This window comes from Kitasatospora sp. NPDC050543 (assembly GCF_044457565.1).
GTDB lineage: Bacteria > Actinomycetota > Actinomycetes > Streptomycetales > Streptomycetaceae > Kitasatospora.
The window spans coordinates 116,620-141,183 of record NZ_JBITGZ010000013.1 but is presented as its reverse complement, the minus strand read 5'-3'; the positions used below and the strand labels follow the sequence as shown (position 1 = coordinate 141,183).

Genomic DNA, 24,564 nt, shown 5'->3' with positions numbered 1-24,564 from the left:
ACCGAGTGCGCCGTGCGGGGCCCGCCGATTTCCTGGCCCGTACTGGCCGGATCGCACCCATGGCACGCGTGGCCGGGTGACGTGTCAGGGGGTGTCGGCGCTGTACCGAGCGGGTGGCCCCGTCCGGGGATGTCGGGTACTGGTCAAGGCCCGCGCGGCGTGGTCGAACCAATGGTCAGTAATGAAACCCATATCCAGAACCCCCCCTGCCCGTAACACACCTGACATGTCGATGGCCAATCCGGAGGGGGCGGTAATCGGCCAATCCATGGCATGCATCTGTCATTCACGACGCGTTTGCTGCCACGATTCCACCGGCTGCAGATGTGAGGGTCCCCCACCCCCCGGTGCGGCCGTGCCAGGTCAGGTACAGCGCTTCTGAATTCGAACTGCTCCTAGGTCACCGCACCCGCGCCGCGCACAGGCGGCGGGGGCCCCCACTGTCCGCAACCCGCGGTCAGGTTTCTGTCCACCGCCCGCGAACCCGCGTCCGGTCGGAAAAGGAGTCCGCATGCCCCGCTACACCCATGCCCGGAAGGCGGCAGTGGTTCTCGCCGCCTCCACGGCGCTGCTCGTGACCGGCATCCCGGTCATCGCGCAGGCCGCACCTTCACCCGTGCCGGCCGGCCAGCAGGCGGTGCCCGCCCGGGCCGAGCTCATCGCCGCCGCCGACCAGCAGAGCGCCTCGCTCGCCCAGAGCCTGGGCCTGAGCGGCCAGGAGAAGCTGGTCACCAAGGACGTCGTACGCGACGCCGACGGCTCCCGGCACCTGCGCTACGAGCGGACGTACAGCGGACTGCCCGTGCTGGGCGGCGACCTGATCGTGCACCAGGACGCCACCGGCGCCACCACCGGCGTCACCAAGGCCAGCGAGGCGGTGCTCTCCGGCATCAACACCACGCCGGCGCTGGCCGCCCCGAAGGCCCAGGAGGCCGCGCTCGCCGCCGAGTCCGGCGCCGCGCTGGAAACGGCCCCGCGCCTGGTCGTCTGGGCCGCCAAGGGCACCCCGACGCTCGCCTGGGAGACGGTCGTCTCCAGCACCGAGAGCGACGGCACCCCGAGCCGCCTGCACGTCATCACCGACGCCAGGACCGGCGAGGTGCTCGGCAAGGCCGAGGGCATCATGACCGGCACCGGCAAGGGTGTCTTCGTCGGCACCGTGCCGCTGACCACCACCCTGAGCGGCTCCACGTACCAGCTCAAGGACGGCACCCGCGGTGGGATGTACACCACCAACCTGAACAACGGCACCTCCGGCAGCGGCACGCTCTTCACCAAGAGCACCGACTCCTGGGGTGACGGCACCGTCGCCAACAAGGAGTCCGCGGCCGTCGACGCCCAGTACGGCGTCGCCGCGACCTGGGACTTCTACAAGAACACCTTCGGCCGCAGCGGCATCCGCAACGACGGCGTCGGCGCCTACAGCCGGGTCCACTACGGCAACAACTACGTGAACGCGTTCTGGGACGACGGCTGCTTCTGCATGACGTACGGCGACGGGTCGGGCAACACCCACCCGCTGACCGAGATCGACGTGGCCGGCCACGAGATGAGCCACGGCGTCACCGCCGCCACCGCCAACCTCAACTACTCGGGCGAGTCCGGCGGCCTCAACGAGGCCACCTCGGACATCTTCGGCACCGCCGTCGAGTTCTACGCGAACCTGGCGACCGACGTGCCGGACTACCTCATCGGCGAGGAGATCGACCTCAACGGCAACGGCACCCCGCTGCGCTACCAGGACAAGCCCTCCCGGGACGGCAAGTCGCCCGACGCCTGGTACTCCGGCGTCGGCAACCTGGACGTGCACTACTCCTCCGGCCCCGCCAACCACTTCTTCTACCTGCTGTCCGAGGGCAGCGGCGCGAAGGTGATCAACGGCGTCAGCTACAACAGCCCGACGGTCAACAACATCACCGTCGCCGGCATCGGCCGGGACAAGGCGCTGCAGGTCTGGTACAAGGCGCTGACCTCGTACATGACCTCCACCACCAACTACGCCGGTGCCCGCACCGCCACCCTCAACGCCGCCACCGCGCTGTACGGCGCGAACAGCACCGAGTACAACCAGGTCGCCACCGCCTGGGCCGGCATCAACGTCGGTACCGTGCCCCCCAACCCGGGCACCCCGGCGGTGACCAGCCCCGGCAACCAGACCACCAAGATCAACACCGCGGTGAACCTGCAGATCCAGGCCTCCGGCGGCACCGGCGCGCTGACCTACTCGGCCACCGGCCTGCCGGCCGGCCTGTCGATCAACGCCTCCACCGGCAAGATCACCGGTAGCCCGACCGCGCTCGGCACGTCCAACGTGACGGTCACGGCCACCGACACCGCCGCCAAGAGCGGCAGCACCAGCTTCACCTGGACCGTCAACGACACCTCCAGCACCTGCACCCCGGCGCAGCTGCTCGGCAACGCCGGCTTCGAGAGCGGCACCGCCACCCCGTGGACGGCCACCAGCGGCGTCCTCGACAACGGCTCCTCGCAGGCCTCGCACGGCGGCTCCTGGAAGGCCTGGCTGGACGGCTACGGCTCCACCCACACCGACAGCCTCTCCCAGACCGTCACCATCCCGACCGGCTGCAAGGCCAGCCTCAGCTTCTACCTGCACATCGACACCGCGGAGAGCGGCAGCACCGTCTACGACAAGCTCGCCGTCACGGTCAACGGCACCAGCCTGAAGACCTACTCCAACGTGGACGCCGCCTCCGGCTACCAGCTGCGCACCTTCGACCTCTCGGCCTACGCCGGCCAGACGGTCACCCTGAAGTTCAACGGCACCGAGGACTCCTCGCTGCAGACGAGCTTCGTGATCGACGACACCTCGATCGCCACCAGCTGACGCCGGGCCGGCCAGCCGGCGGTAGCAGCGGTACGGGTAGGACCCGGCGCAACCAGCAGGACAGGGGCAGGGCCCGGCAGCAACCGCTGCCGGGCCCTGCGGTCGTACGCGACGGCACGACGGCACGACGGCACGACGGCGCGTGGGTGCAGCGGTGTGACGGCGCGGCGGGACTCGGCCCGCAGGACCTCGCCGTGCGCCCCGCGAGCGCGTACGATCGCGGCGTTCCGGGCCTGCGGTGCGGGGGCCCACGCCCACGTGCTCACGCACTCGTCCGACAGGCCTGCGCCGTATGAAGCTGATCACCGCCATCGTCAAGCCGTTCAAGCTGGACGAGGTCAAGGACGGACTTCAGGCCATCGGCGTGCACGGGCTGACCGTCACCGAGGCCACCGGGTACGGGCGCCAGCACGGGCACACCGAGGTGTACCGGGGTGCCGAGTACCGGATCGACCTCGTGCCCAAGGTCAGGATCGAGATCCTGGTCGCGGACGAGGACGCCGAGCGGGTGATGGACGCCATCGTGCACACGGCGCGTACCGGCAAGATCGGCGACGGCAAGGTGTGGGCCGTGCCGGTCGAGGCCGTCGTCCGGGTACGGACGGGCGAACGCGGGCCGGACGCGATCTGACGCTCCGTCCCGTCGTGTGCCGCCCCCGAGGCGTGGCGCGCGGTGTCCCCCGGCGCACTGGCGTGCCCCGGCGTGCCCCGGTGCGCTGATCCGCCCTGACGGCCCCGACCTGCTCTGACGTGCGCAGTCGCGCCCTGAAAGGTCGTATGCGGCCGGTGTCGGCGCTATCAAACCGTTGCTCCGAAGGCCCTTGACGGGTTATGGGGTCGGTCATATGTTCGGCGCTGCAAGTTTCCTGCAAGTTTCAGAAACCTTGCAGATTCGGTCCCAGGCTGCCCCCACCCCAGCCCCCAGGAGACAACGTGGTCCCCACCGCCCCCACCCGTCGGCGTGCCCGCGTCGCGGGAGCGCTCACCGCCTCCGCGGCCCTCGCGCTCTCGCTGACCGCCTCGCTCGGCAACGCCCCGGCCGCCCAGGCCACCCCGCCCAGCAGCAAGGACGTCACCGCCACCCTCTTCGAATGGCGCTTCGACTCCGTCGCCAAGGCCTGCACCGACACCCTCGGCCCGAAGGGTTACGGCTTCGTCGAGGTCTCCCCGCCCCAGGAGCACATCCAGGGCGCCCAGTGGTGGACCTCCTACCAGCCGGTCAGCTACAAGATAGCCGGGCGCCTCGGCGACCGGACGTCCTTCCAGAGCATGGTCTCCACCTGCCACGCGGCCGGCGTCAAGGTGATCGCCGACTCGGTGATCAACCACATGTCGGCCGGTTCCGGCACCGGTTCCGGCGGCACCGTGTACAGCAAGTACAACTACCCCGGCTACTACCAGGACCAGGACTTCCACTCCTGCCGCGCCGCGATCAGCAACTACGGCGACCGCGGCAACGTCCAGAACTGCGAGCTGGTCAACCTCTCCGACCTCGACACCGGCAGCGGGTACGTCCAGCAGACCATCGCGGGCTACCTCAACGACCTCGCCTCGCTCGGCGTCGACGGCTTCCGGATCGACGCGGCCAAGCACATCGCCGCCGCCGACCTCGCCGCCATCAAGGCCAAGCTGGCCAACCCCGGCGCGTACTGGGTGCAGGAGGTCATCTACGGCGCGGGCGAGCCGATCCAGCCGTCCGAGTACACCGGCACCGGCGACGTGGACGAGTTCCGCTCCGGCACCTGGCTCAAGAGCGCCTTCAGCGGCGGGCGGCTGGCCGACCTCTCCGGCTGGGGTTCGGGCCTGCTCCCCGGTGACAAGGCCCGCACCTTCGTCGACAACTGGGACACCGAGCGCAACGGCTCCACCCTCACCTACCGGGACGGCAGCGCCTACACGCTGGCCAACGTCTTCATGCTGGCCAACCCCTACGGCTCGCCGAACGTCTACTCCGGGTACGCCTTCTCCGGCCACGACGACGGCCCGCCGAACGGCGGTGCCGTGAGCGCCTGCTACAGCGACGGCTGGAACTGCACGCACGCCTGGCGGCAGGTCGCCAACATGGTCGGCTTCCGCAACGCGGTGGCCGGCACCGGGATCACCAACTGGTGGTCCAACGGGAACAACGCGATCGCGTTCGGGCGGGGAGGCAAGGGCTTCGTCGCGATCAACCGCGAGTCCGGCGCCGTCACCCAGACCTTCCAGACCTCGCTGCCGGCCGGCTCGTACTGCGACGTCCAGCACGGCGACCCGGTCAGCGGCGGCTGCACCGGCACCACGTACACCGTCGGCTCGGACGGGAAGTTCACCGCCACCGTCGGCGCGGGTGACGCGGTCGCGCTGTACGTCGGCGCGAGCGGCGGCGGCACCCAGCCGCCGGCGAGCTCCGGTGCGTCCTTCGCGGTGAACGCCACCACCGTGCTCGGCCAGAACATCTACGTGGTCGGCGACAACGCCGCGCTGGGCGGCTGGGACACCGGCAAGGCGCTGCCGCTCTCCTCGGCCGCGTACCCGGTCTGGAAGCTGGACGTCGCGCTGGCGGCCGGCACCTCGTTCCAGTACAAGTACATCCGCAAGGACGCCGCCGGCGCGGTGACCTGGGAGTCCGGGGCCAACCGCACCGCGACGGTGCCCTCGTCCGGCAAGGTCACGCTGAACGACACCTGGCGCCCCTGAGCGCGGCCGGTCCGTGCGCCCCGGCCCGCGTGCTGACGGCCGCCCTGCCTCGCGCCACTCGGCGAGGCGGGCCGGCCGTCAGCGCTGTGCCCAGGGATTGTCTCCTCCGAGTGGCTCGCGGCCGTCAAGCCTCGATCCGACCCCCCGCTGCCACCATCGGGGCATGAGCACCCCCATCCCCGTCGTCCTCGACGTCGAACTCTCCGGCGGCCGCTGGGACGGCCACCGCGAGCGGGGCAACGCCCTCGCGCCGCCGCCCGCACTGCGCTACCGCTACCGCTACTCGCACGACGAGTGACGCGGTCCGGTGTCGCCCGTCAGCTCCGGCGCGACAGCGCCACGCCGCCCAGGCAGAGTGCCCCGCCGGCCAGTGTGAGCCAGCCCGGCACCTCACCCAGTACGGCCCAGGACATCAGCACCACCAGGGCCGGCACCGCGTACGTGGTCGCCCCCATCCGCCCGGCGGTGGTGCGGGCGAGCGCGTACGCCCAGGTGGTGAAGGCCAGCGCGGTCGGGAACAGGCCCAGGTAGACGACGTCCAGCGTCGCCCGCAGCGGCGCGTCCCGGACCTGCGAGAGCAGCTGCCCGGCGAACGGCAGGCAGGCCACCGTGCCGATCAGGCAGCCGAAGGCTGTGACCTGCAACGGTGAGGCGTGCCGCAGCGCCGGCTTCTGGGCGACCACGCCCGCGCCGTACGTGAGGGCGGCCAGCAGGCAGAGCGCCACGCCGAGGACGGAGGCCTCGCCGCCGCCCGACATCGACAGGCCGACCACCACCGCACCCGCGAACGACACCGCCATGCCGGTGACCAGCCCGCGGGGGAGGCCCTCCTTCAGCAGCCACCCGCCGAGCAGGGCGATCACCATCGGCCCGACGTTGACCACCATCGCGGCCGTGCCGGCGTCGACCTTCTGCTCGCCCCAGTTCAGTACCACCATGTACAGCCCGAACCAGAGCAGCCCGGAGACGGCGATCCCCGGCCAGGCGGCGCGCGGCGGCAGGCCCTCGCCGCGGACCAGCAGGATGGCGAACAGCGCAACCGAGCCAGTCAGCAGCCGGCCCAGCGCCAGCGCTCCCGGGCCGAAGTGGTCGGCGGCGTCGCGGATCGCGACGAAGGCCGAGGCCCAGAGCACGACCGACACCGTGGCGGCGACGACCGCCCTGCGGTCGACGCGGTCGACCGGGGCCGGGCCGGGGGTGGCCGTGCGATCCTCAAGAGCCATCCGCCCAAGCTATGCCATGCGGCGGGTGCGACGCCCGGGATTTCCGGGCCGGGCGGGAGGGCCGGGGCCCGATGCGGGAGCCTTATGCGGGAGCCCGACCTGGGAGCCCGCCGACGGGCTCAGCCCCGGCCGATGTACGGCATCGCGGTCGCCATCACCGTCGCGAACTGCACATTGGCCTCCAGCGGCAGCTCCGCCATGTGCCGCACGGTCCGCGCCACGTCCGCGACGTCCATGGTCGGCTCGACGGCGATCCGGCCGTCGGCCTGGCGCACCCCGCGGCTCATCGCCGCCGTCATGTCGGTCGCCGCGTTGCCGATGTCGATCTGCCCGCAGGCGATCCGGTACGGCCGGCCGTCCAGCGAGAGCGACCTGGTGAGGCCGGTGACGGCGTGCTTGGTCGCGGTGTACGCGATGGAGTGCGGACGCGGCACGTGCGCGGAGATCGAGCCGTTGTTGATGATCCGCCCGCCCTGTGGGTCCTGCGCCTTCATCAGCCGGAAGGCGGCCTGGGCGCAGAGGAAGCTGCCGGTGAGGTTGAGGTCGACCACCGCCCGCCACTCGGCGGGGTCGAGTTCCTCCACCGGGGTCGGGGTGCCGAACGTCCCGGCGTTGTTGAAGAGCAGGTCGACCCGGCCGAAGCGCTCGGCGCTCTCGTCGAAGAGGGCTTTCACCGCTCGGGCGTCGGTGATGTCGGTCGGGACGACGGCCGTCGTCCCGCCGCTGAGCCGGGCCGTCTCGTGCAGCGGCTCGGCCCGCCGCCCGGCGAGGACGAGCTGCCAGCCGGCCGCCGCGAGCTCCAGTGCCACGGCCCGGCCCACGCCGGTGCCGGCTCCGGTGACGACGGCGATCTGCTGCGGCATGACGGGCTCCTCGGCGGGCTGCGGTGGTCAGTCGATCATCGCGGCTGCCCCGGGGGGTGTCACTCGTGGAAGGCTCCGAAGAGCGGTGTGCCCGGCCCGTCCCGGTATGGCGGGATGTCCGGGGCGGGCGGGCGATCGGGCGGGCGGGCCGGGGTCCGAAGCCCGGCCCGGCGCCGGCGCCCGGTCGTCCCCCGCTGGCCCGTTCCACGCACGTTCCCCGCCCGTTCCCCACGTGTCCCCGCCGCCCGGCGGGGTGGCGTCGGGGCGGCCCCCGTCGACCGGCGGGGGTGCACGGAAGGCTTTGCCCAAACAGGGGTAAAGCTTGGAAAGCCCGGTGCCGGCCGCGCAACCGGCCCGCTCCGACCCACGTCATAAGATCGCAGGACGGCGCGCCGCTCCCCGGGGATCCGAGGACCGGAGCAGGGCTGGGCGGGGCGCCGGACCGGAGGACGGGCATGCCGCCGTCCCCCACGCCGCCAAGGTCCCACCCGGGGGCCGCCGCCCGGCTCCGAAGAGAGCGGGCGTGACACCGGTCGGAGAGTCGTCACCGTGCAGCCGCAGTCCACCCGTACCCGCGCCGTCCTCACCGGCGCCGTCGCCCTCGCCCTGGCCGCCGCGCTCGCGGCCTGCGGGAGCGAGGGCACCAGCCCGAGCGGCAATGCGGCGAAGGCCGGCGAGGGGCCCCGCGCGGGTTCCCCGTCCGCCACCGGGGGCGGCACGGCCTCCGCGCCCGGCAGCACCTCCGCCGCGCCGCCCACCAGTACGGCCCCGGCCAAGCCCAGCAAGGTGCTGATGCCCACCGGCCCGAGCGCGAGCTTCTCCAAGGCCCGGGACACCGCGGCCGGCCAGATCATCATGACGACACTGAACGGTCCGAAGTCGGGCGTCTCCGGCAAGGTCTGGGTCTGGCTCCCGCCCGAGTACAACGACCCGAAGTACGCCAAGACCGGCTTCCCGGTCCTGACCCTGTACGCGGGCGGCCAGAGCGCCGGCTACAACACCTGGACGGACAACCAGCTGCCGATCCAGGAGGTCAACGCCGAGCTGGTCAAGGCGGGCAAGGCGCACCCGTTCATCATGATCATGCCGGTGCAGAACCTGGACTCCAGCGAGGCCAAGGCCCTGGAGTGCAGTGACATCCCCGGCCAGCCCAAGATGGGCACCTGGATGGCGCAGGACATCCCCGACTTCGTCCGGGCCAACTTCCGTACGGTCAAGGGCCGCGACGGCTGGGGCCTGATGGGCGCCTCCACCGGGGCCTTCTGCAGCGCCAAGCTGGCGCTTCAGTACCCGGACACCTTCAAGGCCGCCGTCCCGATCGACGGCTACTTCAACCCGGACTCGCCGCTCTGGAAGGGCCACGACGCCGAGCGGCTGGCCAACAGCCCGGACGTCATGGTCGGGGCCGGCAAGGCCGACGTGCGGATGCTCGCGACCGCCGGCGGCGCCAACGCGTACGAGATGAAGCTGGTCAAGGCGTGGGTCGCCAAGGCCGCCGGTCCGCTGAAGGTCGAGTACTACGAGCAGCCGGGCGGCAAGCACCTCACGACGGACTTCAAGAAGATGATCCCGGACACCCTCCAGTGGCTGACCAAGAACCTGGCGGGGCCCGAGGCCGACTGACGCGGCCGTCGGCAGGCCCGGGATCTCAGCGGCCGCGGCGCGGCGCAGCGTGCTCTCGGGCGGGGTCCCGGGCGCCGTCCTCAGCCGGCCGACTCGCGCCGGCCCGCGCGCTCCACGCTCGCGGTCGCCGATGCGGTCGCTGATGCTGGCGTCGACGCGGTCACGGTCGCCTCGTCGGCGGGCGGCGGAGCGGGGGCGGCGCCGGTGGCGGCCGCGCTCGGCATGCCGGACTTCCCGCCCTCCGGGCCGCGCTGCCCCACCGCCACCCCCGCGGAGGCGATGACGCCCACCGCCGCCACCGCGGCGGTCGCCGTCAGCAGCCGGCGCCTGCGGCGCAGCCGCGTACCGGCCCGGCGGGCCCGGTCCGTCACCACCTGCGGCGGGGACGGCTCCGGCTGGTCCAGCACCGCGCGGAACAGGGCGCCCATCTCGTCAGCGCCGAACGCCGGGTCGTCCAGTGTCATCTCTTCCTCCGTCAGCTCGGGCCCGGCCGGATGCCGGCCCGGGGTACGCCGCACTCAGCTCCCGGCGATCTCGCGCAGCGAGTCGCCCAGGATCGCCCGCAGCTGGGCCAGCCCGCGGTTGGTGCTGGACTTCACGGCGCCGGTGCTGGTGGCCAGCGCGGTCGCCACCGCCTCGATGCTCTGGTCCTCCCAGAACCGCAGCACCAGCACCGCCCGGTACCCCGGGCTGACCTGCGCCAGGGCGGCCAGCAGCGCCAACCGCCGCTCCGGGTCGGGGTCGGTGGCGCCGGAGGGCAGGCCGTCCACCACCTCGGGGACGTCGACCGTCGCGACCTCCCGTGAGCCGCGCCGGCGTCTGGTGTCGATGTAGTGGCGGACGAGGGTGGTCCGCGCGTACCCGCAGGCCGACTCCGGTTCGCGCAGCCGGGGCCAGCGGGCGTACAGCTTCACCAGCGTGGTCTGCACCAGGTCCTCGGCGAGGTGCCAGTCCCCGCACAGCAGGTACGCCGTCCGGCGCAGTCCTGCGTAGCGGACCGCGACGAACTCGTCGAACGACTGCTCCTGGTCTGGTGACATCTGCTTCACGGCCCCCCGTACGTTCCCCCGGGGCGCGCCTCGGCACGCCCCGTTCACTACACGCCCAGGAGCCCCCGAAATGTTGCGTCACGGCGCTGACCTGCACGTCAATCGGACATTGATTCGACCCTGATCGACTGTGACCACTCTGGTGAAGCCAGACTCACCCAGCCTCAGCCAGTTGCGAAGAGAGCGTCATGCCCAGCCATCTGCTGCCCGTCGAGTCCCCGAACGTCCCCGCCCAGGCGGACCCGAGCCGTGAGCCGGCGGAGGGCGAGCCCGACGTGGCGCCCATGCGCTTCGCCGGAGTGCGGCTGGTGCACCGCGCACTGCGCCGCGACCTCGCCCGACTGCCCAACGCGCTGCGACTGCTCCAGCCAGGTGACGAGATCCAGGCCGAGGCGCTCCAGCGCCACTGGGACTTTCTCACCGCGATGCTCACCTGCCACCACGAGCAGCAGGACACCCGGCTCTGGCCGGTCGTGCGCCGCTTCGCGCCCGAGCAGCGGCTGCTGCTCAACTGGCTGGAGTCGGACCACCACAACCTGGACCACTCCTTCACCCGGGTCACCACCCTGGTGCGGATCGCCACCCGCGACCCCGGCAGCGCCTGGCCGGTCGCGTACGCGATCGAGGACCTGGCCGCCCGGCTGGAGACCCATCTGCGGGTCGAGGAGCGCCAGTTGCTGCCCCGGATGGAGAAGGTCTTCGCACCGACCTCCCGGATCGGCACCCTCCCCGAGCTGCTCGACCTGCTGCGCGCCGCCGACGGCCCGGGCCACGCGGACGCGCTGACCTGGCTGCTGGACGGCGTCGACGAGGCCACCATCCAGGGGCTGCTGGCCGACTGCGACGACACCACCGCCCGCCACTGGCCGCACTGGCAGGCCACGTACGAGCGCTGCACCGGCCCGCTCTGGGGCCTCGCGGACTGACCGGCGCGGGCGCGCGCACCGGCCGTCCTGCCCCCGCCCCCGCCCCGTGCTCGGCACCCCGCCCGCCACTGCACCGCCACCCGTCGCCGCGCCGCGCGTCGTTCAGCCCACGCCCAGCGGCGCCAGGTAGCCGGGCAGATCGGCCGGGTCATCGGTGGCCAGGCCGACATAGCCGTCCGGACGGATCACGAAGAGCCCGCGTCCGTACGCCTCGGCCGCCACCCGGCCGGTCGGCCGCAGGGCCCGCAGGCCAGGGGGCAGCGCCGACGTCGGCGGCAGCTCACAGCCGACGGCCAGCAGGGTGAAGTGCGTGCCCCGGAAGAACTCGAACAGGTGCCGCGCGGTGCCGTCCGCCCCCGTGTACGGTGCGTCCGGTGCACGGCCCCCGGCCCGCAGGGCGCCGGCGACGGTCGCCTCGGCCGCCCTTGTCGCCCCGCGCGCCTCCACGGTGAGCGGGCTGTCCGGGTAGCCGATCCCGAGCTGGTCGGTGTCCTCGCCGCGCCTGGCCGCGCCGGTGCTGACCAGGCCCTGCCCCGAGCCGCCCGCCCGGTGCAGCCGGGTGCTGATGCCGAGGACCCCTTCCGCGACCGGCAGCCGCTCCTGCTCGTAGCTGTCCAGCAGCTCCGGGTCGGCGCCGTGCCGCAGCACCTGGCCGAGCTTCCAGCCGAGGTTGTACGCGTCCTGGACGCTGGTGTTCAGGCCCTGGCCGCCGGCGGGGGAGTGGATGTGCGCAGCGTCCCCGGCGAGGAAGACCCGGCCCAGCCGGAAGCGCTCGGCGAGCGCCGCCCGCGGCCGGAAGTCCGAGGCCCAGCGCACCTCGCGGACCGAGCTGCGCGGCAGGTGGGTGCGGGCGGCGATGAGCGCGCCGACGGCATCCGCCGAGGTGTCCGGCTCGCCCTCCTCGAACTGGGCGAACAGCTGGAAGTCCGCGCTGCTGGGCATCGGGCAGAGCAGCAGCGCGCCGCCCGGCGCCTTCGGCCAGATGTGCCAGTTGTCGCGGTCCAGGCCGTCGATCCGTACGTCGGCGACCAGCGCGGGCCGGGGGTCCACCTCCTCGCCGATCATCGCGATGCCCATCGCCCGGCGTACGGTGCTGCGCCCGCCGTCGGCGGCGACCAGGTACCGCGCGGTGACCGTCCTGGCGGTGCCGTCCGTGTCGGTCAGTGCAGCCTCGACCCGGTCGGGGTGCTGCCGGACGTCCGTCACGGCGATGCCGAAGCCGACCGTCCCGCCGAGCTCCAGCAGCCGCGCGTGCAGGATCTCCTGGGTCCGCCACTGCGGCAGCATCCAGGTCTCGGCGTACGGGGTGGTCGGCCCGGGGGTGCCACGCTCGAAGAGCGCCCACTCGCCCGTCCGTTCGCCGTCCTCCCACCCGGCCATCAGCGGGTACGGCGCACCGGCCGCGTGGACGGCGTCGATGACGCCGAGGTCGTGGAAGGCCTCCTGGGTGCGCGGTTGCAGTCCCTTGCCGCGCGAGCCGGGGAACAGCGCGGCGGCGCGATCGACCAGCAGCGCCCGTACGCCGCGCCGGGCGAGGTCGCAGGCAAGGGTGAGACCGGTCGGGCCGGCGCCCACGATCAGGACCTCGATGTGCTCGTGCTCGGTGGTCTGGCCCGTGTCCTTCACGAGAGCCTCCTTAACATCGTTAAGCTGCGGACGTTTCCGAGGATGGCCTTAACGGTGTTAAGTTGTCAAGGGTCCAGAATTCTGGGCTCAGGCGTGCCCGCGTTCAGGGGCGCGGAGGTTCAAGGGTTCAGCCGCGGAGCTACGGACAGTGAGGCAGGGCCGGTACATGGCGGCACAGAAGCTCGATCGCGCCCTGGTGGTCGACACCGCCCTACGGCTGCTCAACGAGACCGGCCTCGAAGGCCTGACGCTGCGGCGCATCGCCACCGAACTGAACGTCAAGGCGCCCGCGCTCTACTGGCACTTCGCAAGCAAGCAGGCGCTGCTGGACGAGATGGCGACCGAGATGCTCCGCCGGATGACTGCCGTCGGCGAGGGTGGAGGTGGCCAGGACGGCGCTGCCGCCGCCCGCCCGGCCGACTGGCGCCAGGTCCTCGCCACCACCTGCCGCACCCTGCGCACCGGCCTGCTCGGCTACCGCGACGGCGCCAAGGTCTTCAGTGGCACCCGGTTGACCGACCAGGGCCACACCGAGGGCCAGAACATGCTGCTGGAGATCCTCGTCTCCGAGGGCTTCCAACTCGGCGACGCCGTCCAGGCCTTCTTCACGGCCTACGCGTACACCATCGGTTTCGTGATCGAGGAGCAGGCCGTCCAGCCGCTGCCCGGTGAGGGCTCCCCGGCGTCGGCCTACGACCCGGCCGAGCGAGCGGCCCGGATCGGGACCGATCACCCGCTCGCGGCCGCCGCCGGCCGGGACCTCTTCGCCGACTACGACCGCCGGTTCGAGCGGGGGCTCGCCATCATCCTGGCCGGTGTCGCGGCCGAACTTCTGCCGGACGCCTGAGCGCGCGCCCGGCCCACCGGGGGTCGGCGGGCTCGCCGTGGCGTCCCCCCGGTCCCCCGGCGGCTGGCCGTCCCGCTCTGGACGTGCCGGCCGCTACTCCGGCAGCCGGTGCAGCCACTCCAGCGGCGCGACGGTGATCGCCTCGTCCGGGGAGCCGCTCCACCGCACCGCCAGCCCGGCCTCGCCCAGCGCGGCCACCACCGCATGCCCGATCCGGGTCGTCTCCTGCGCCGAGCCCCGGAAGCCCCCGTAGCGCAGCATCAGGCCGCCGCCGGCCGCCGCCCGCTCGGTGTCCTGCTCGTGGAAGAACACGAAGCCCCGTGAACTCTCCTCCGCCTCCCCGCCGATCTCGGCGTAGCCGCAGCTGCTACAGCAGGTGAAGTCCATCGCCGTGACGATGCCGCTGTCCTCCAGCGCGTCGAACGCCTCCACCAGCCGGTCGACGTCCGTCACCGCCGGCCAGCCGGCCTGCTCCGCCAACTGCTGCTGCCACAGCGGTGCGACGATCCGCGCCGCCTGTTCCTCCGTCAGCCCCTGGTCGTCGAGGAAGTCGACCAGGGACTCGGCTATCTCGTCCGCCTCCTGGAATCCGCAGCGGATCAACTCCCGCGCGCGCTCCTCGGCGTCGCGCAGTACATCGGGGGAGAGCAGCGTGTCCTCGGTCATGTTCAGATCCTTGCACCCCCTACTGACAATTCCTGACCGTCCGCCACCTCCCGGTGCTAGCGTCCGCCCGATGACCTCTCCTGGAACCCCCGCTGGTCAGCCGCCTCCGCGCGGCCGAGCGCATCCTGATCGCCGGCGCCGGCGGCGGATTCGACGTCTACGCGGGCCTGCCGCTCGCGATCGCCCTGCGCGAGGCCGGCAAGGAGGTGCACCTCGCCAATCTCTCCTTCAGCCATCTCGACGGTCTCGACCTCTCGGTCTGGCTGGAGCCGCACGTCGCCCGGATCCGCCCCGAAACCGCCTCCGCCGAGCGGTACTTCCCCGAGCGGACGCTTGCCCGCTGGCTGCGACTGCACGGTATGCCCGACACCGTCTGGGCGTTGGGCTCGGTCGGCGTCCAGCCGCTGCGCGCCGCCCTACCGCGCGCTGACCGCCGAGCTGGACATCGACGCGATCGTGCTGGTCGACGGCGGTACGGACATCCTGATGCGCGGTGACGAGCCTGGCCTCGGCACGCCGGAGGAGGACATGGCCAGCCTCGCCGCGGTCGCCGGGATGCCCGAGATCCCCGAGCGCCTGGTCGCCTGCGTGGGCTTCGGCGTCGACGCCTATCACGGCGTCAACCACTCACTGGTGCTGGAGAACCTCGCCGCGCTGGAGCGGGCCGGCGGCTACCTCGGAGCCTTCTCGATACCGCGCGACAGCCGGGAGGCCGGTCTCTACCTGGACGCCGTCGAGCACGCCCGGGCCGCGCTCCCCGAGCACCCCAGCATCGTGCAGGGATCCGTCGCCGCCGCCCTGCGCGGTGAGTTCGGCGACGTCAGGTTCACCGACCGCACCGAGCACAGCGAGCTCTTCGTGAACCCGCTGATGACGATCTACTTCACGGTCACCGTCGAGGCACTCGCGGCCGAGCACCGGTACCTCGACCGGATCGAGCAGACCCGGCTGACCCGGCAGATCGCCTCCGCCATCGAGGAGTTCCGGGACGGCCTCGGACAGCTGCGCCCCGCCCGGCGGTTCCCGCACTGAGTCCCGCCCACTTCGGCGCCGCGGTCGGTCCACGGCGGGCTCGGTGCGCGCCTCGCTGAGCTCGCGCCCGGCTCAGTCCGCGGCCAGGCGGAACTCCAGCCCGCCGAACCGCACCTGATCACCCGACCGCACCCTGACCGCCCCCGCGACCCGTCGGCCGTTCACATGCGTCCCGTTGGTGGACCCGAGGTCGTACAGCACCCAGCCGTCCCCTTCGCGGCGCAGCTCCGCATGGGTACGCGAGACCGAGGCGTGGCTCAGCCGGAGGTCGGAGCCCGGCAGTCGGCCGATCGTCAGCAGCTGTGCCCCGCCGCCCTTCGGCAGGCTCAGCCCCGGCAGCTGCTCGACCTGCCAGGCGCCGCGTACCCGGACCGCGAACGCGGACAGCCGGCCGACCATCCGCAGCACCAGCCCGGAGACCCCACCGCGGGGCGCCAGGTCCGCCATCACCTCGTCGAGCTCTGCTCTGGTGCGAGCGCGGAGCACGATCTCCATCCGCGTCATGAAGGTGTCGTGGGAGATGCGGCCGACCCCGGCGCTCTCCCTGAGCACCCCGAGCGCCTGCTCCCGCTCGGCCTCCGACGGCCGCGCCGCGCGGGTGCTGATCTCAGGAGACGTCATACGGTGATTGTCGGGCTCCACCCGCACGACTGTCCAGATTCCGCCCCGCTCAGCCCTTCTTCGCGGCCGCCAGGATCTTGGCGGTGGTGTGCAGGAAGCGGGCCGTGCCCTGGCCGCCGTAGGTCTTGCCGAAGACGTCGCCCGGGTTGATGTTCATCCGGCCGCCCTGAAGGTGGATCACCACGTACGCGGTGCCCTGGTCCGCGCCGAGGATCTCGAAGTCCCCCTTGGGTGACTTCTGCGGAAGCTCGAACCCCCTCGGCAGCGGTTCGGAGAGGAAGACCAGCATCAGCCGCACGTCGGGTGTGGCCTCGATACCGGTGAACGGCTCGGCGGCGAGCAGCCGCTCGATCTCCTCGACGGTGCGCAGCATGACCGGCACCGGGTAGCCGAGCCCGGCGGCCAGGTGGTCCTCGATCCGCCGGGTCAGGGCGGCGCGGTCCTGTTCGGTGCTGGTGAAGAAGACGTTGCCGCTCTGGATGTAGGAGCGGACGCCGCCCAGGCCCAGCTCCTCGAACAGCGCGCGCAGCCGTTCCATCTTCACCGTGCGCCCGCCCACGTTGATCGCCCGCAGGAACGCGATGTAGGTCGTCGCCGGGCCGTCCGTCGCGGGCGTGCCGGTGCTGTTTCTGCCTGCCTTGGTCCTGGTGCTGGTCACCTGGCCAGTCTGGCACCGGGCACCGACAACCGGCCCGGTTGTCGGTGCCCGGTGCCAGACTGTCGCCATGGCTACCTGGCAGGATTTCGAGCACGAGGCCCCCGACCTGGCGCCCCTGGTACGGGCCCGCTTCGAGGCCAACAAGCACCATGTCCTGGCGTCGCTGCGCAGGGACGGTTCGCCGCGGGTGAGCGGTACCGAGGTGGCCTTCATCGGCGCCGATCTGACGATCGGATCGATGTACGGCGCAATGAAGGCCCGTGATCTCCAGCGGGACACCCGCTTCGCCCTGCACAGCCATCCGGGTGATGAGTCGATGGAGGGTGGGGACGCCAAGGTCTCCGGCCGCGCCGTGGAGATCACCGACGAGATCGAGCTGTCCGCCTACGAGTCCGAGCTGCCGCAGCCGCCCCCGCCCGGCCCGTACCACGCCTTCCGGCTGGAGCTGGAGCACGTGGTGCTCACCACCGTCGAGGGCGACCGGCTGTGGATCCGCTCCTGGCACCCGGGCGAGCCGGTGAAGGTCGTCCAGCGGGACTAGGGCCCCTCTGACAGGCCTCAGGGCCGCCAAAGGCCTCTCCGGCCCCGGCCATTCCCAGCGGGCGGGGTTGCGGCGGTCAGGGCAGGACGGACTTCACGGCCTCCGGCGTCCGGGCGACGATGGCGTGTCCGTCGTCCGCGGTGATGATCGGGCGCTGGATCAGGATGGGGTGCTCGGCCATCGCCGCGATCCAGCGGGCCCGGTCGCCGGGCTCGCGGGTCCACTGCTTCATGCCGAGATCCTTGGCCGCCTGCTCGTCGAGGCGGGTGATGTCCCAGGGTTCGAGCGCCAGCCGCTGCAACACCTGCTCCAGCTCGGCGGCCGTGGGCGGATCCTCCAGGTAGCGCCGCACCGTGTACTCGGCGCCGGCGGCGGTCAGCTCACTGAGCGCCGAGCGGCACTTCCCGCAACGGGGGTTGATCCAGATCTCCATCCCGCCAGCGTACCCACCGGGCGGGGAACTCGGCGCCACGTGTGGACGGTTCACCTACCAGTGGGTACGGCCGGCCTTCCCGCACGCCCCGGGAGGCGCGCTCTGCGGGGCACCCGGCGCCACCTGGCGGCACCGGCGGTACTCGGCGGTACTCGGAAGTTCTCGGATGGTTTGTCGGAGGGGAGCGGGGATGGACGGCGCGGGGATATTCGGGCAGCTCATGACGGCCGAGGGGCGGGCCAATCCGTACCCCCTCTACGAACGCGCTCACGAACTCGGGCCCGCCGTCGACTGCGGTGACGGCCTGATGCTGGCGGTCGGCCACCACGCCGCCAACCAGGTGCTCCGTATGCCCGGCTTCGCCGTCGCCGACGCCGAGATGCGCGGCGCCTACGACCCCGCGTTCAACGAGCACTCCTCGGCGGTCCTGCTCGGCCGCTCCATCCTGGAGAGCAACGCACCCCACCACGCCCGGGTCCGCTCGCTGATCGCCTCGGTGTTCACCGCCCGCCGGGTCGCGGCGCTGGAGCCCGCCGTGGCCGGCGCGGTCCAGCACCTGCTGGCACAGATGGCGGAGCAGGGTGCGGACGGCTCGCCGGTCGACTTCATGGACGCCTTCGCCTTCCGCCTGCCGGTCGGGGTGATCTGCGAGCTGCTCGGCGTCCCCGAGGCCGACCGCTACCGCTTCCGCGGCCTGGCGAGCGACCTCACCACCGCACTGGAGCTGATCGCGGACTACTCCGAGCTCGGCGTAGCCGACCAGGCGGCGGACGAACTGGCCGGCTACTTCACCGAACTCGCGGCCGAGCGCCGCGCCCACCCCCAGGACGACCTGGTCAGCGCCCTGGTCCAGGTCGCCGCGGCGGACGAGAGCCGGCTCTCCGGCCAGGAGCTGCTGGCCAACCTCGTCCTCCTGCTGGTGGCGGGTTTCGAGACCACCACCAACCTGCTCGGCAACGGCCTCGCCCTGCTCTTCGAGCACCCCGAGGCGGTGGCCGGTCTGCGCGCGGGCACCGTGACCGCGGCCGGGCTCACCGACGAGGTGCTGCGCTTCGACTCCCCGGTGCAGCTCACCTCACGGCTGGCGCTGGCCGACGGTCTGACCGTCGCCGATCTGCCGGCGCCGCGCGGCAGCTCGGTGTTCGTGCTGCTCGGCGCGGCCAACCACGACCCGGTGCGCTACCACCGCCCCGACCTCTTCGACCCCACCCGCACCGACAGTCAGCCGCTCAGCTTCGGCGGCGGCCCGCACTACTGCCTCGGCGCCCAGCTCGCCAAGCTGGAGGCGGCCGTCGCGCTGCCCGCCCTGCTGGCGCGCTTCCCCCGGCTCGCACCCGCCGGCTCGTCCACCCGCCGTGACCGGCTTGTCCTGCGCGGCTACGAGACCCTCCCGGTCACCGTGCGCTGAGCCCGCCGCCTCGGGACTCCGGACCTGTCCCGGCGGACCAAGGTGGGCGGCCGACTCCCGGGACGAACGCACGACGCGGCACGGGGCCGCGCCGCCGCCACCCGCACCGGCTACCCTCGCGACCGTGAACGCACTCGACGTGCTGGCCGGATTCGGGGCGAACGGCCGGATCGGACCGCTGTACCGCGGCGCGTCCCTGCCCGAGATCACCGCCGAACTCGGGGAGCCCTGGGACGGAGGCCCGATCGACGGATCCAACCGGTGGCCCCACCGCTTCGGCTACGGCAGCATCGACCTGACGGTCTGCCGCTGCCGCCGGGTGAGCTCGATGTCGGCGGACGTCTGGCGGGAGAGCCACGAGATCCTGGACCCGGGCTCGAATGCCCTCATCCCCGTCGGATCGGATCTGCCGCTGCGGCGCTTCACCGCCGCCCTCGACTCGCACGGCTGCCGGTGGCGGGCGGAGGATCAGCCCGCCATCGGGCAGATCGACGTGGTGACCGAGCCGGCCGGGGTGGTCTTCGTCTTTGTGACCCGGACCCACGACACCGTTTTCCCCCAGCCGCTGCTGGCCAACGCCGCGGTCTGGAGCGCCCCGCACGACTGCCCGCCGATCCCGCCCGGCACCCCGGACGGCGGCTTCGGCACCTGACGGGCCCATGGACCTACGGCCCGCCGGCGGGAACGCCCGAGGCCGCCGACCGCGCTGTGACGCGGGCCGGCGGCCTCGGACAGCTGCTTCCTACAGGTCGTAGTAGAGCTCGAACTCGTAGGGGTGGGGGCGCAGGGCGATCGGGGCGATCTCGTTGGTGCGCTTGAAGTCGATCCAGGTCTCGATCAGGTCGGGCGTGAAGACGCCGCCGGCGAGCAGGTACTCGTGGTCGGCCTCCAGGGCCTCCAGGACGGCCGGCAGGGAGGCCGGGACCTGGGGGACGGAGGCGTGTTCGTCGGGGGCGAGCTCGTAGAGGTCCTTGTCGACGGGCTCCAGCGGCTCGATCTTGTTCTTGATGCCGTCGAGGCCCGCCATCAGCATCGCCGCGAAGGCGAGGTAGGGGTTGGAGGACGGGTCGGGCGCGCGGAACTCGATGCGCTTGGCCTTGGCGTTGGAGCCGGTGATCGGGATGCGGATCGCGGCCGAGCGGTTGCGCTGGGAGTACACCAGGTTGACCGGTGCCTCGAAGCCGGGGACGAGCCGGTGGTAGGAGTTCACCGACGGGTTGGTGAACGCCAGCAGCGAGGGTGCGTGCTTGAGCAGGCCGCCGATGTAGTAGCGGGCGGTGTCGGAGAGCCCGGCGTAGCCCTGCTCGTCGTAGAACAGCGGGGAGCCCTCGGTCCACAGCGACTGGTGGACGTGCATGCCCGAGCCGTTGTCGCCGAAGATCGGCTTCGGCATGAAGGTGGCGGTCTTGCCGTTGCGCCACGCGACGTTCTTGATGATGTACTTGAACAGCATCAGGTCGTCGGCGGCGTGCAGCAGCGTGTTGAACTTGTAGTTGATCTCCGCCTGGCCGGCCGTGCCGACCTCGTGGTGCTGGCGCTCGACCTCCAGACCGGCGGCGGCGAGTTCGAGCGACATCTCCGCGCGCAGGTCGGCGAAGTGGTCCACCGGCGGGACCGGGAAGTAACCGCCCTTGTACTTGACCTTGTAGCCGCGTACGTCACCCTCGGCGGAGCCGGTGTTCCAGGCGCCGGCCTCGGAGTCGATGTGGTAGTACGACTCGTTGGCGCTGGTCTCGAAGCGCACCGAGTCGAAGACGTAGAACTCGGCCTCGGGCCCGAAGAACGCGGTGTCGGCGATACCGGAGGAGGCGAGGTAGGCCTCGGCCTTCTTGGCCACGTTGCGCGGGTCGCGGCTGTAGGCCTCGCCCGTGATCGGGTCCTGGATGAAGAAGTTGATGTTGAGGTGCTTCTCCTTGCGGAACGGGTCCAGCCGCGCCGTGGCAAGGTCGGGCATCAGCGCCATGTCCGACTCGTGGATGGCCTGGAACCCGCGGATCGACGAGCCGTCGAACATCAGCGTCTCGGCCGGATCGAAGGTCGCCGCAGGTACGGAGAAGTGCTGCATGACGCCTGGCAGGTCGCAGAACCGGACATCGATGAACTTCACATCGTTGTCGGTGATGAACTGCTTGACCTCGGCGGCGTTGTTGAACATCCATCCTCCTCAGTGCGGATTGGGCCTCACCCTAGGAACGGCCCGTTTCCGGTTAGTGACTCGGCTGTTTCCTGAATGTTAACCGCCCTCGCCGGGCGGGTGGCAAAGGCGTACTCTTCCGGGCAAATCGCTTCACCCCGCAAGGCCATGGCCTCCAGGTGGTCTGGACCACTTGAGGCAAGCCGGCGACATCCGATTCACCCTCCGGGGGAGTCGGTGACGGAGCGCGGGGGGCGCCCGGTTAGTGTGGATTCGTGGACACCAGAGAAGCGTTGGGATCGTGGATCGACGGCCCGAAGGCGGCCGCCGAGAAGATGGGGGCCGACTTCGGCCACCGCGGTGAGCGCCTCGGACTGCCCAAGGAGGGCCCCGGTTCGGTCGCCGGCCCCGGCCGCCGGATCGGCGCGCTGTTCGTGGACGGCTGGCTGGTGTCCCTCGTCGCGTACGGGCTGATCGCGCGCGGTGAGCCGACTCAGGCCAACCTCTGGACCACCCCGCTGTTCTTCGTGGTCACCGTCCTGCTGCTGGCCACCTCGGGCACGACCGTCGGCAAGCGCCTGTTCGGCCTGCGGGTGGTCCGGCTGGACGGGCAGCGGGCGAGCATCCCGCAGGTACTGCTGCGTACGGTCCTGCTCTGCCTGGTGGTGCCGGCCCTGGTCTGGGACCGCGACACCCGCGGGCTGCACGACAAGGCCGTCGGCACCGTTGAAGTTCGGATCTGAGTCGAAGCAGTGGATCCTAGGCCCGGATCCAGGGGCCCGGATCCAGATCCAGGGGCCCGGGTCCAAGGCCGCCGGGTCGCGACAGCTCCGGTCGGCAGTCGGTCGGTTTCGGTCGGCGATCGCCGACCATCGGGCATCGACCGCCACCCGGAAATCACATTCGACCAATCCGCGGGGCGGGCGGCAGGCACCGACCGGCCGGTGAGCGTCAAACGGCCCCGCCGCGGAGTCTCCGCGGCGGGGCCGTGTCGTTCAACTAGGGAGGGTCAGCGGACCTGGCCGCCCTTGGGCATCCGGGCACCCTTGGGCATCGGGCCCTTGGGGATCGGCGCCTTGGAGAGCAGGTCGCCCAGCGCGCGCAGGCGGTCGTTGGTCTCGGTGACCTGCGCCGGCGTGATCGCCCGGGGCAGGCGCATCAGGTGGACCTGCAGCTTCTTCAGCGGGATCTCACCCTCGCCGGTGCCGACCACGATGTCGTGCACGGGCACGTCACCGACCACGCGGGCCATCTTCTTCTTCTCGGAGGCCAGCAGCTGGCGGACCCGGTTCGGGTTGCCCTCACCGATCAGCGCGATGCCGGGGCGGCCGACGGCGCGGTAGACCGCGTCCTGGTTGCGGGTGACCGCGACCGGGGTCGGGTTGGCGCTCCAGCCGCGCTTGATGTTGTTGAGCACGGCCGCGACCGCGCCCGGCTGGCCCTCCATCTGCCCGAAGGCCGCGCGCTCGGCCCGGCGGCCGAAGACGATCGCCATGGCCAGGAAGGCCACGATGAAGCCCAGGACGCCCAGGTAGATGGGGTGATCGATCGCAAAGCCAATGGCGAGGAACACGCCGAAGGTAAGCAGGCCGACGCCGCCGATGATCAGGCCGATCTTGCTGTCGACCTTCTTGGTCATTTTGTATGCCAGGCGGATCTGCTTCAGTCGCCCGGTGTTCTCGGATGTTTCCCTCGCCATAACGCTCATGGTACGTGGCGGGGGCGGATGATATCCAAGCCCGGTACCCGATCGGTACGAACCGTAACCCGGGCGGCGGCGGAACGGTGACGGAACGGGTGGCGGGCGGGCACGCGCCGTTCAGCGGGGCATCCCGTCCCGGGCGGTGCCGGGCAGGTGGGCGCTCTGCGCGCGGTCGGCGGCGTGCCGGCGGTTCTCGCACACCGCCGCCCAGGCGTTGCGCCGGGCCTGCCGCTGGCCGCCGGCCAGCAGGACGCTTTCGGCGAGCCGCAGTGCGGTGCCGACCGATCGGATCCTGACCTGCATGCCGAAACAGCTCCCCTCGAAGCCGAGAAGGTCCTTACGGTTCCATCGTCAACGGTTCCATCGTCACCACCTGGTGTTACCAGCCGGTGACCGAGTCGTCAAAGCCTGATGAAAGCCGAACGCCCCATTGGCGCAATCCCGCCGCGCGGACGGCGGATGCCGGACGCCACCGCACGAGGGCGGAAACCCGTGCGCACCGACGCCCCCGCGGACGCGCCGGAGGGGCGGAGCCGGCAGGCCCCGCCCCTCCGTGGGCGATCTCAGACCGCGGCCTTCTCGCGGTGCTCCAGCGCCTGCCGGTACAGCCGCCCGGCGCGGTACGAGGAGCGCACCAGCGGGCCGGACATCACACCGGCGAAGCCGAGCTCCTCGGCCTCCTGCTGAAGCTCCACGAACTCGTGCGGCTTCACCCAGCGCTCCACCGGGTGGTGGCGCAGCGAGGGCCGCAGGTACTGGGTGATGGTGATCAGCTCACAGCCGGCGCCGACCAGGTCGGCCAGCGCCTGGCTGACCTCCTCGCGGGTCTCGCCCATGCCCAGGATCAGGTTGGACTTGGTCACCAGACCGGCGGCGCGCGCCTGGGTGATGACGTCCAGCGACCGCTCGTAGCGGAAGGCCGGGCGGATCCGCTTGAAGATCCGCGGCACCGTCTCGACGTTGTGCGCCAGCACCTCGGGGCGGGAGGAGAAGACCTCGGCCAGCTGCTCGGGCACCGCGTTGAAGTCCGGGATCAGCAGCTCGACGCCCGTGCGGCCGCCCTCGCGCCCGGCGGTCTGCTGGTGCACCTGGCGGACCGTCTCGGCGTACAGCCAGGAGCCGCCGTCCTCCAGGTCGTCACGGGCGACACCGGTGATCGTGGCGTAGTTCAGGTCCATCGTCACGATGGACTCGGCGACGCGGCGCGGCTCGTCCCGGTCGAAGTCGGCGGGCTTGCCGGTGTCGATCTGGCAGAAGTCACAGCGGCGGGTGCACTGGTCACCGCCGATGAGGAAGGTCGCCTCGCGGTCCTCCCAGCACTCGAAGATGTTGGGGCAGCCCGCCTCCTGGCAGACCGTGTGCAGCCCCTCCTTCTTGACCAGCGACTGGAGGGCGGTGTACTCCGGGCCCATCTTCGCGCGGGTCTTGATCCACTCAGGCTTCCGCTCGATCGGGGTCTCGCTGTTGCGGACCTCCAGGCGAAGGAGCTTCCTGCCGTCGGGTGCGACAGCGGACACGTGCGACTCCTAGAACTAGACGGGGTACCCCCAGGGTACGCCTGTGCTTGTACGGCTTTCGCTGGCGTAGGCCCCGCATTCGCAGGGTCCGGTCCAGCTCGGGCAACATTCGCCGCCCGGATGCGATTCCCCGCCCGGGCCCGCGGCTGCGGTCCGACCGGTGTTCCCGCCTGC

General features: G+C 71.8%; 24 protein-coding genes and 1 pseudogene. 12 read left to right on the top strand and 13 right to left on the bottom strand.

The genetic code is table 11. From position 1 onward, the window contains the following. The first annotated feature begins 511 nt into the window (after nt 1–511). The 4 genes from ACIBH3_RS18350 (at nt 512) to ACIBH3_RS18335 (ending at nt 5,819) form a co-directional block, all read left to right on the top strand. Entirely contained in the window at nt 512–2,845 is a 2,334-nt protein-coding gene (locus ACIBH3_RS18350; protein WP_396313007.1) for a M4 family metallopeptidase, read from the top strand. 292 nt (nt 2,846–3,137) lie between these two features. Further along, nucleotides 3,138–3,476, top strand: a complete 339-nt coding sequence (locus ACIBH3_RS18345) for a P-II family nitrogen regulator (RefSeq protein ID WP_396313006.1) — start codon at nt 3,138–3,140, stop codon at nt 3,474–3,476. A gap of 302 nt (nt 3,477–3,778) precedes the next feature. Next, entirely contained in the window at nt 3,779–5,521 is a 1,743-nt protein-coding gene (locus ACIBH3_RS18340; protein ID WP_396313005.1) for a carbohydrate-binding module family 20 domain-containing protein, read from the top strand. Between the two features lie 163 nt (nt 5,522–5,684). Continuing rightward, complete coding sequence (locus tag ACIBH3_RS18335; RefSeq protein WP_396313004.1) at nt 5,685–5,819, top strand: hypothetical protein; 135 nt, start codon at nt 5,685–5,687, stop codon at nt 5,817–5,819. Nucleotides 5,820–5,838: 19 nt separating this feature from the next. Here ACIBH3_RS18335 and ACIBH3_RS18330 read toward each other — a convergent pair whose 3' ends face one another. Both ACIBH3_RS18330 and ACIBH3_RS18325 read right to left on the bottom strand, forming a co-directional pair. Beyond that, nucleotides 5,839–6,744 (bottom strand): DMT family transporter, encoded by a 906-nt coding sequence (locus ACIBH3_RS18330; RefSeq protein ID WP_396313003.1) that lies wholly within the window; start codon nt 6,742–6,744, stop codon nt 5,839–5,841. Between the two features lie 119 nt (nt 6,745–6,863). Then, nucleotides 6,864–7,607 (bottom strand): SDR family oxidoreductase, encoded by a 744-nt coding sequence (locus ACIBH3_RS18325; protein WP_396313002.1) that lies wholly within the window; start codon nt 7,605–7,607, stop codon nt 6,864–6,866. 549 nt (nt 7,608–8,156) lie between these two features. Between ACIBH3_RS18325 and ACIBH3_RS18320 the strand changes: the two genes are divergently transcribed. Next, complete coding sequence (locus ACIBH3_RS18320) at nt 8,157–9,230, top strand: alpha/beta hydrolase (protein WP_396313001.1); 1,074 nt, start codon at nt 8,157–8,159, stop codon at nt 9,228–9,230. Between the two features lie 80 nt (nt 9,231–9,310). Here the strand turns inward: ACIBH3_RS18320 and ACIBH3_RS18315 are convergent, their stop codons facing one another. Continuing rightward, nucleotides 9,311–9,694: a hypothetical protein gene (locus ACIBH3_RS18315; protein ID WP_396313000.1), complete on the bottom strand. Its 384-nt coding sequence runs from the start codon at nt 9,692–9,694 to the stop codon at nt 9,311–9,313. 54 nt (nt 9,695–9,748) lie between these two features. After that, on the bottom strand, nt 9,749–10,270 hold the full coding sequence (locus ACIBH3_RS18310; protein WP_396312999.1) for a SigE family RNA polymerase sigma factor: 522 nt from the start codon (nt 10,268–10,270) through the stop codon (nt 9,749–9,751). A 197-nt stretch (nt 10,271–10,467) separates the two neighbouring features. Between ACIBH3_RS18310 and ACIBH3_RS18305 the strand changes: the two genes are divergently transcribed. Further along, nucleotides 10,468–11,205, top strand: a complete 738-nt coding sequence (locus ACIBH3_RS18305; RefSeq protein ID WP_396312998.1) for a hemerythrin domain-containing protein — start codon at nt 10,468–10,470, stop codon at nt 11,203–11,205. A gap of 102 nt (nt 11,206–11,307) precedes the next feature. On the opposite strand, the gene ACIBH3_RS18300 is transcribed toward ACIBH3_RS18305, so the two are convergent. Further along, entirely contained in the window at nt 11,308–12,831 is a 1,524-nt protein-coding gene (locus ACIBH3_RS18300) for an FAD-dependent monooxygenase (protein ID WP_396312997.1), read from the bottom strand. 166 nt (nt 12,832–12,997) lie between these two features. Here ACIBH3_RS18300 and ACIBH3_RS18295 point away from each other — a divergent pair, with 166 nt between their 5' ends. Further along, nucleotides 12,998–13,678 carry a TetR/AcrR family transcriptional regulator C-terminal domain-containing protein gene (locus ACIBH3_RS18295; protein ID WP_396312996.1) on the top strand — a complete coding sequence of 227 codons (681 nt, stop codon included), beginning with the start codon at nt 12,998–13,000 and terminating at the stop codon, nt 13,676–13,678. Between the two features lie 93 nt (nt 13,679–13,771). On the opposite strand, the gene ACIBH3_RS18290 is transcribed toward ACIBH3_RS18295, so the two are convergent. Next, the gene (locus ACIBH3_RS18290) at nt 13,772–14,344 is read right to left on the bottom strand and encodes a DUF6891 domain-containing protein (protein ID WP_396312995.1); all 573 of its coding nucleotides are present in this window, start codon (nt 14,342–14,344) and stop codon (nt 13,772–13,774) included. 122 nt (nt 14,345–14,466) lie between these two features. Here ACIBH3_RS18290 and ACIBH3_RS18285 point away from each other — a divergent pair. Beyond that, nucleotides 14,467–15,376: pseudogene (locus tag ACIBH3_RS18285) on the top strand (DUF1152 domain-containing protein). 72 nt (nt 15,377–15,448) lie between these two features. Here ACIBH3_RS18285 and ACIBH3_RS18280 read toward each other — a convergent pair. Then, nucleotides 15,449–15,997, bottom strand: a complete 549-nt coding sequence (locus tag ACIBH3_RS18280; protein WP_396312994.1) for an FHA domain-containing protein — start codon at nt 15,995–15,997, stop codon at nt 15,449–15,451. A 49-nt stretch (nt 15,998–16,046) separates the two neighbouring features. Then, nucleotides 16,047–16,655 carry a DUF1697 domain-containing protein gene (locus tag ACIBH3_RS18275; protein ID WP_396312993.1) on the bottom strand — a complete coding sequence of 203 codons (609 nt, stop codon included), beginning with the start codon at nt 16,653–16,655 and terminating at the stop codon, nt 16,047–16,049. Between the two features lie 67 nt (nt 16,656–16,722). Between ACIBH3_RS18275 and ACIBH3_RS18270 the strand changes: the two genes are divergently transcribed. Beyond that, the gene (locus ACIBH3_RS18270; protein WP_396312992.1) at nt 16,723–17,196 is read left to right on the top strand and encodes a pyridoxamine 5'-phosphate oxidase family protein; all 474 of its coding nucleotides are present in this window, start codon (nt 16,723–16,725) and stop codon (nt 17,194–17,196) included. Between the two features lie 76 nt (nt 17,197–17,272). On the opposite strand, the gene ACIBH3_RS18265 is transcribed toward ACIBH3_RS18270, so the two are convergent. Then, on the bottom strand, nt 17,273–17,629 hold the full coding sequence (locus ACIBH3_RS18265; protein ID WP_396312991.1) for an arsenate reductase family protein: 357 nt from the start codon (nt 17,627–17,629) through the stop codon (nt 17,273–17,275). Between the two features lie 190 nt (nt 17,630–17,819). Between ACIBH3_RS18265 and ACIBH3_RS18260 the strand changes: the two genes are divergently transcribed. Both ACIBH3_RS18260 and ACIBH3_RS18255 read left to right on the top strand, forming a co-directional pair. Then, nucleotides 17,820–19,037, top strand: a complete 1,218-nt coding sequence (locus ACIBH3_RS18260; protein ID WP_396312990.1) for a cytochrome P450 — start codon at nt 17,820–17,822, stop codon at nt 19,035–19,037. 124 nt (nt 19,038–19,161) lie between these two features. Then, on the top strand, nt 19,162–19,689 hold the full coding sequence (locus ACIBH3_RS18255; RefSeq protein ID WP_396312989.1) for a hypothetical protein: 528 nt from the start codon (nt 19,162–19,164) through the stop codon (nt 19,687–19,689). Nucleotides 19,690–19,779: 90 nt separating this feature from the next. Here ACIBH3_RS18255 and glnA read toward each other — a convergent pair whose 3' ends face one another. After that, nucleotides 19,780–21,192, bottom strand: coding sequence for a type I glutamate--ammonia ligase (glnA, locus tag ACIBH3_RS18250; protein WP_396312988.1), 1,413 nt, complete (start codon nt 21,190–21,192; stop codon nt 19,780–19,782). Between the two features lie 254 nt (nt 21,193–21,446). Here glnA and ACIBH3_RS18245 point away from each other — a divergent pair, with 254 nt between their 5' ends. After that, entirely contained in the window at nt 21,447–21,914 is a 468-nt protein-coding gene (locus ACIBH3_RS18245) for an RDD family protein (protein ID WP_396312987.1), read from the top strand. A gap of 266 nt (nt 21,915–22,180) precedes the next feature. Here ACIBH3_RS18245 and ACIBH3_RS18240 read toward each other — a convergent pair whose 3' ends face one another. The 3 genes from ACIBH3_RS18240 to ACIBH3_RS18230 all read right to left on the bottom strand — a co-directional run bounded on the left by ACIBH3_RS18240 (nt 22,181) and on the right by ACIBH3_RS18230 (nt 24,390). Further along, complete coding sequence (locus tag ACIBH3_RS18240) at nt 22,181–22,879, bottom strand: DUF4191 domain-containing protein (protein ID WP_396312986.1); 699 nt, start codon at nt 22,877–22,879, stop codon at nt 22,181–22,183. A 111-nt stretch (nt 22,880–22,990) separates the two neighbouring features. Continuing rightward, complete coding sequence (locus tag ACIBH3_RS18235; RefSeq protein WP_396312985.1) at nt 22,991–23,176, bottom strand: hypothetical protein; 186 nt, start codon at nt 23,174–23,176, stop codon at nt 22,991–22,993. 260 nt (nt 23,177–23,436) lie between these two features. Then, nucleotides 23,437–24,390 carry a lipoyl synthase gene (locus ACIBH3_RS18230; RefSeq protein WP_396312984.1) on the bottom strand — a complete coding sequence of 318 codons (954 nt, stop codon included), beginning with the start codon at nt 24,388–24,390 and terminating at the stop codon, nt 23,437–23,439. Between the last annotated feature and the right edge of the window lie 174 nt (nt 24,391–24,564).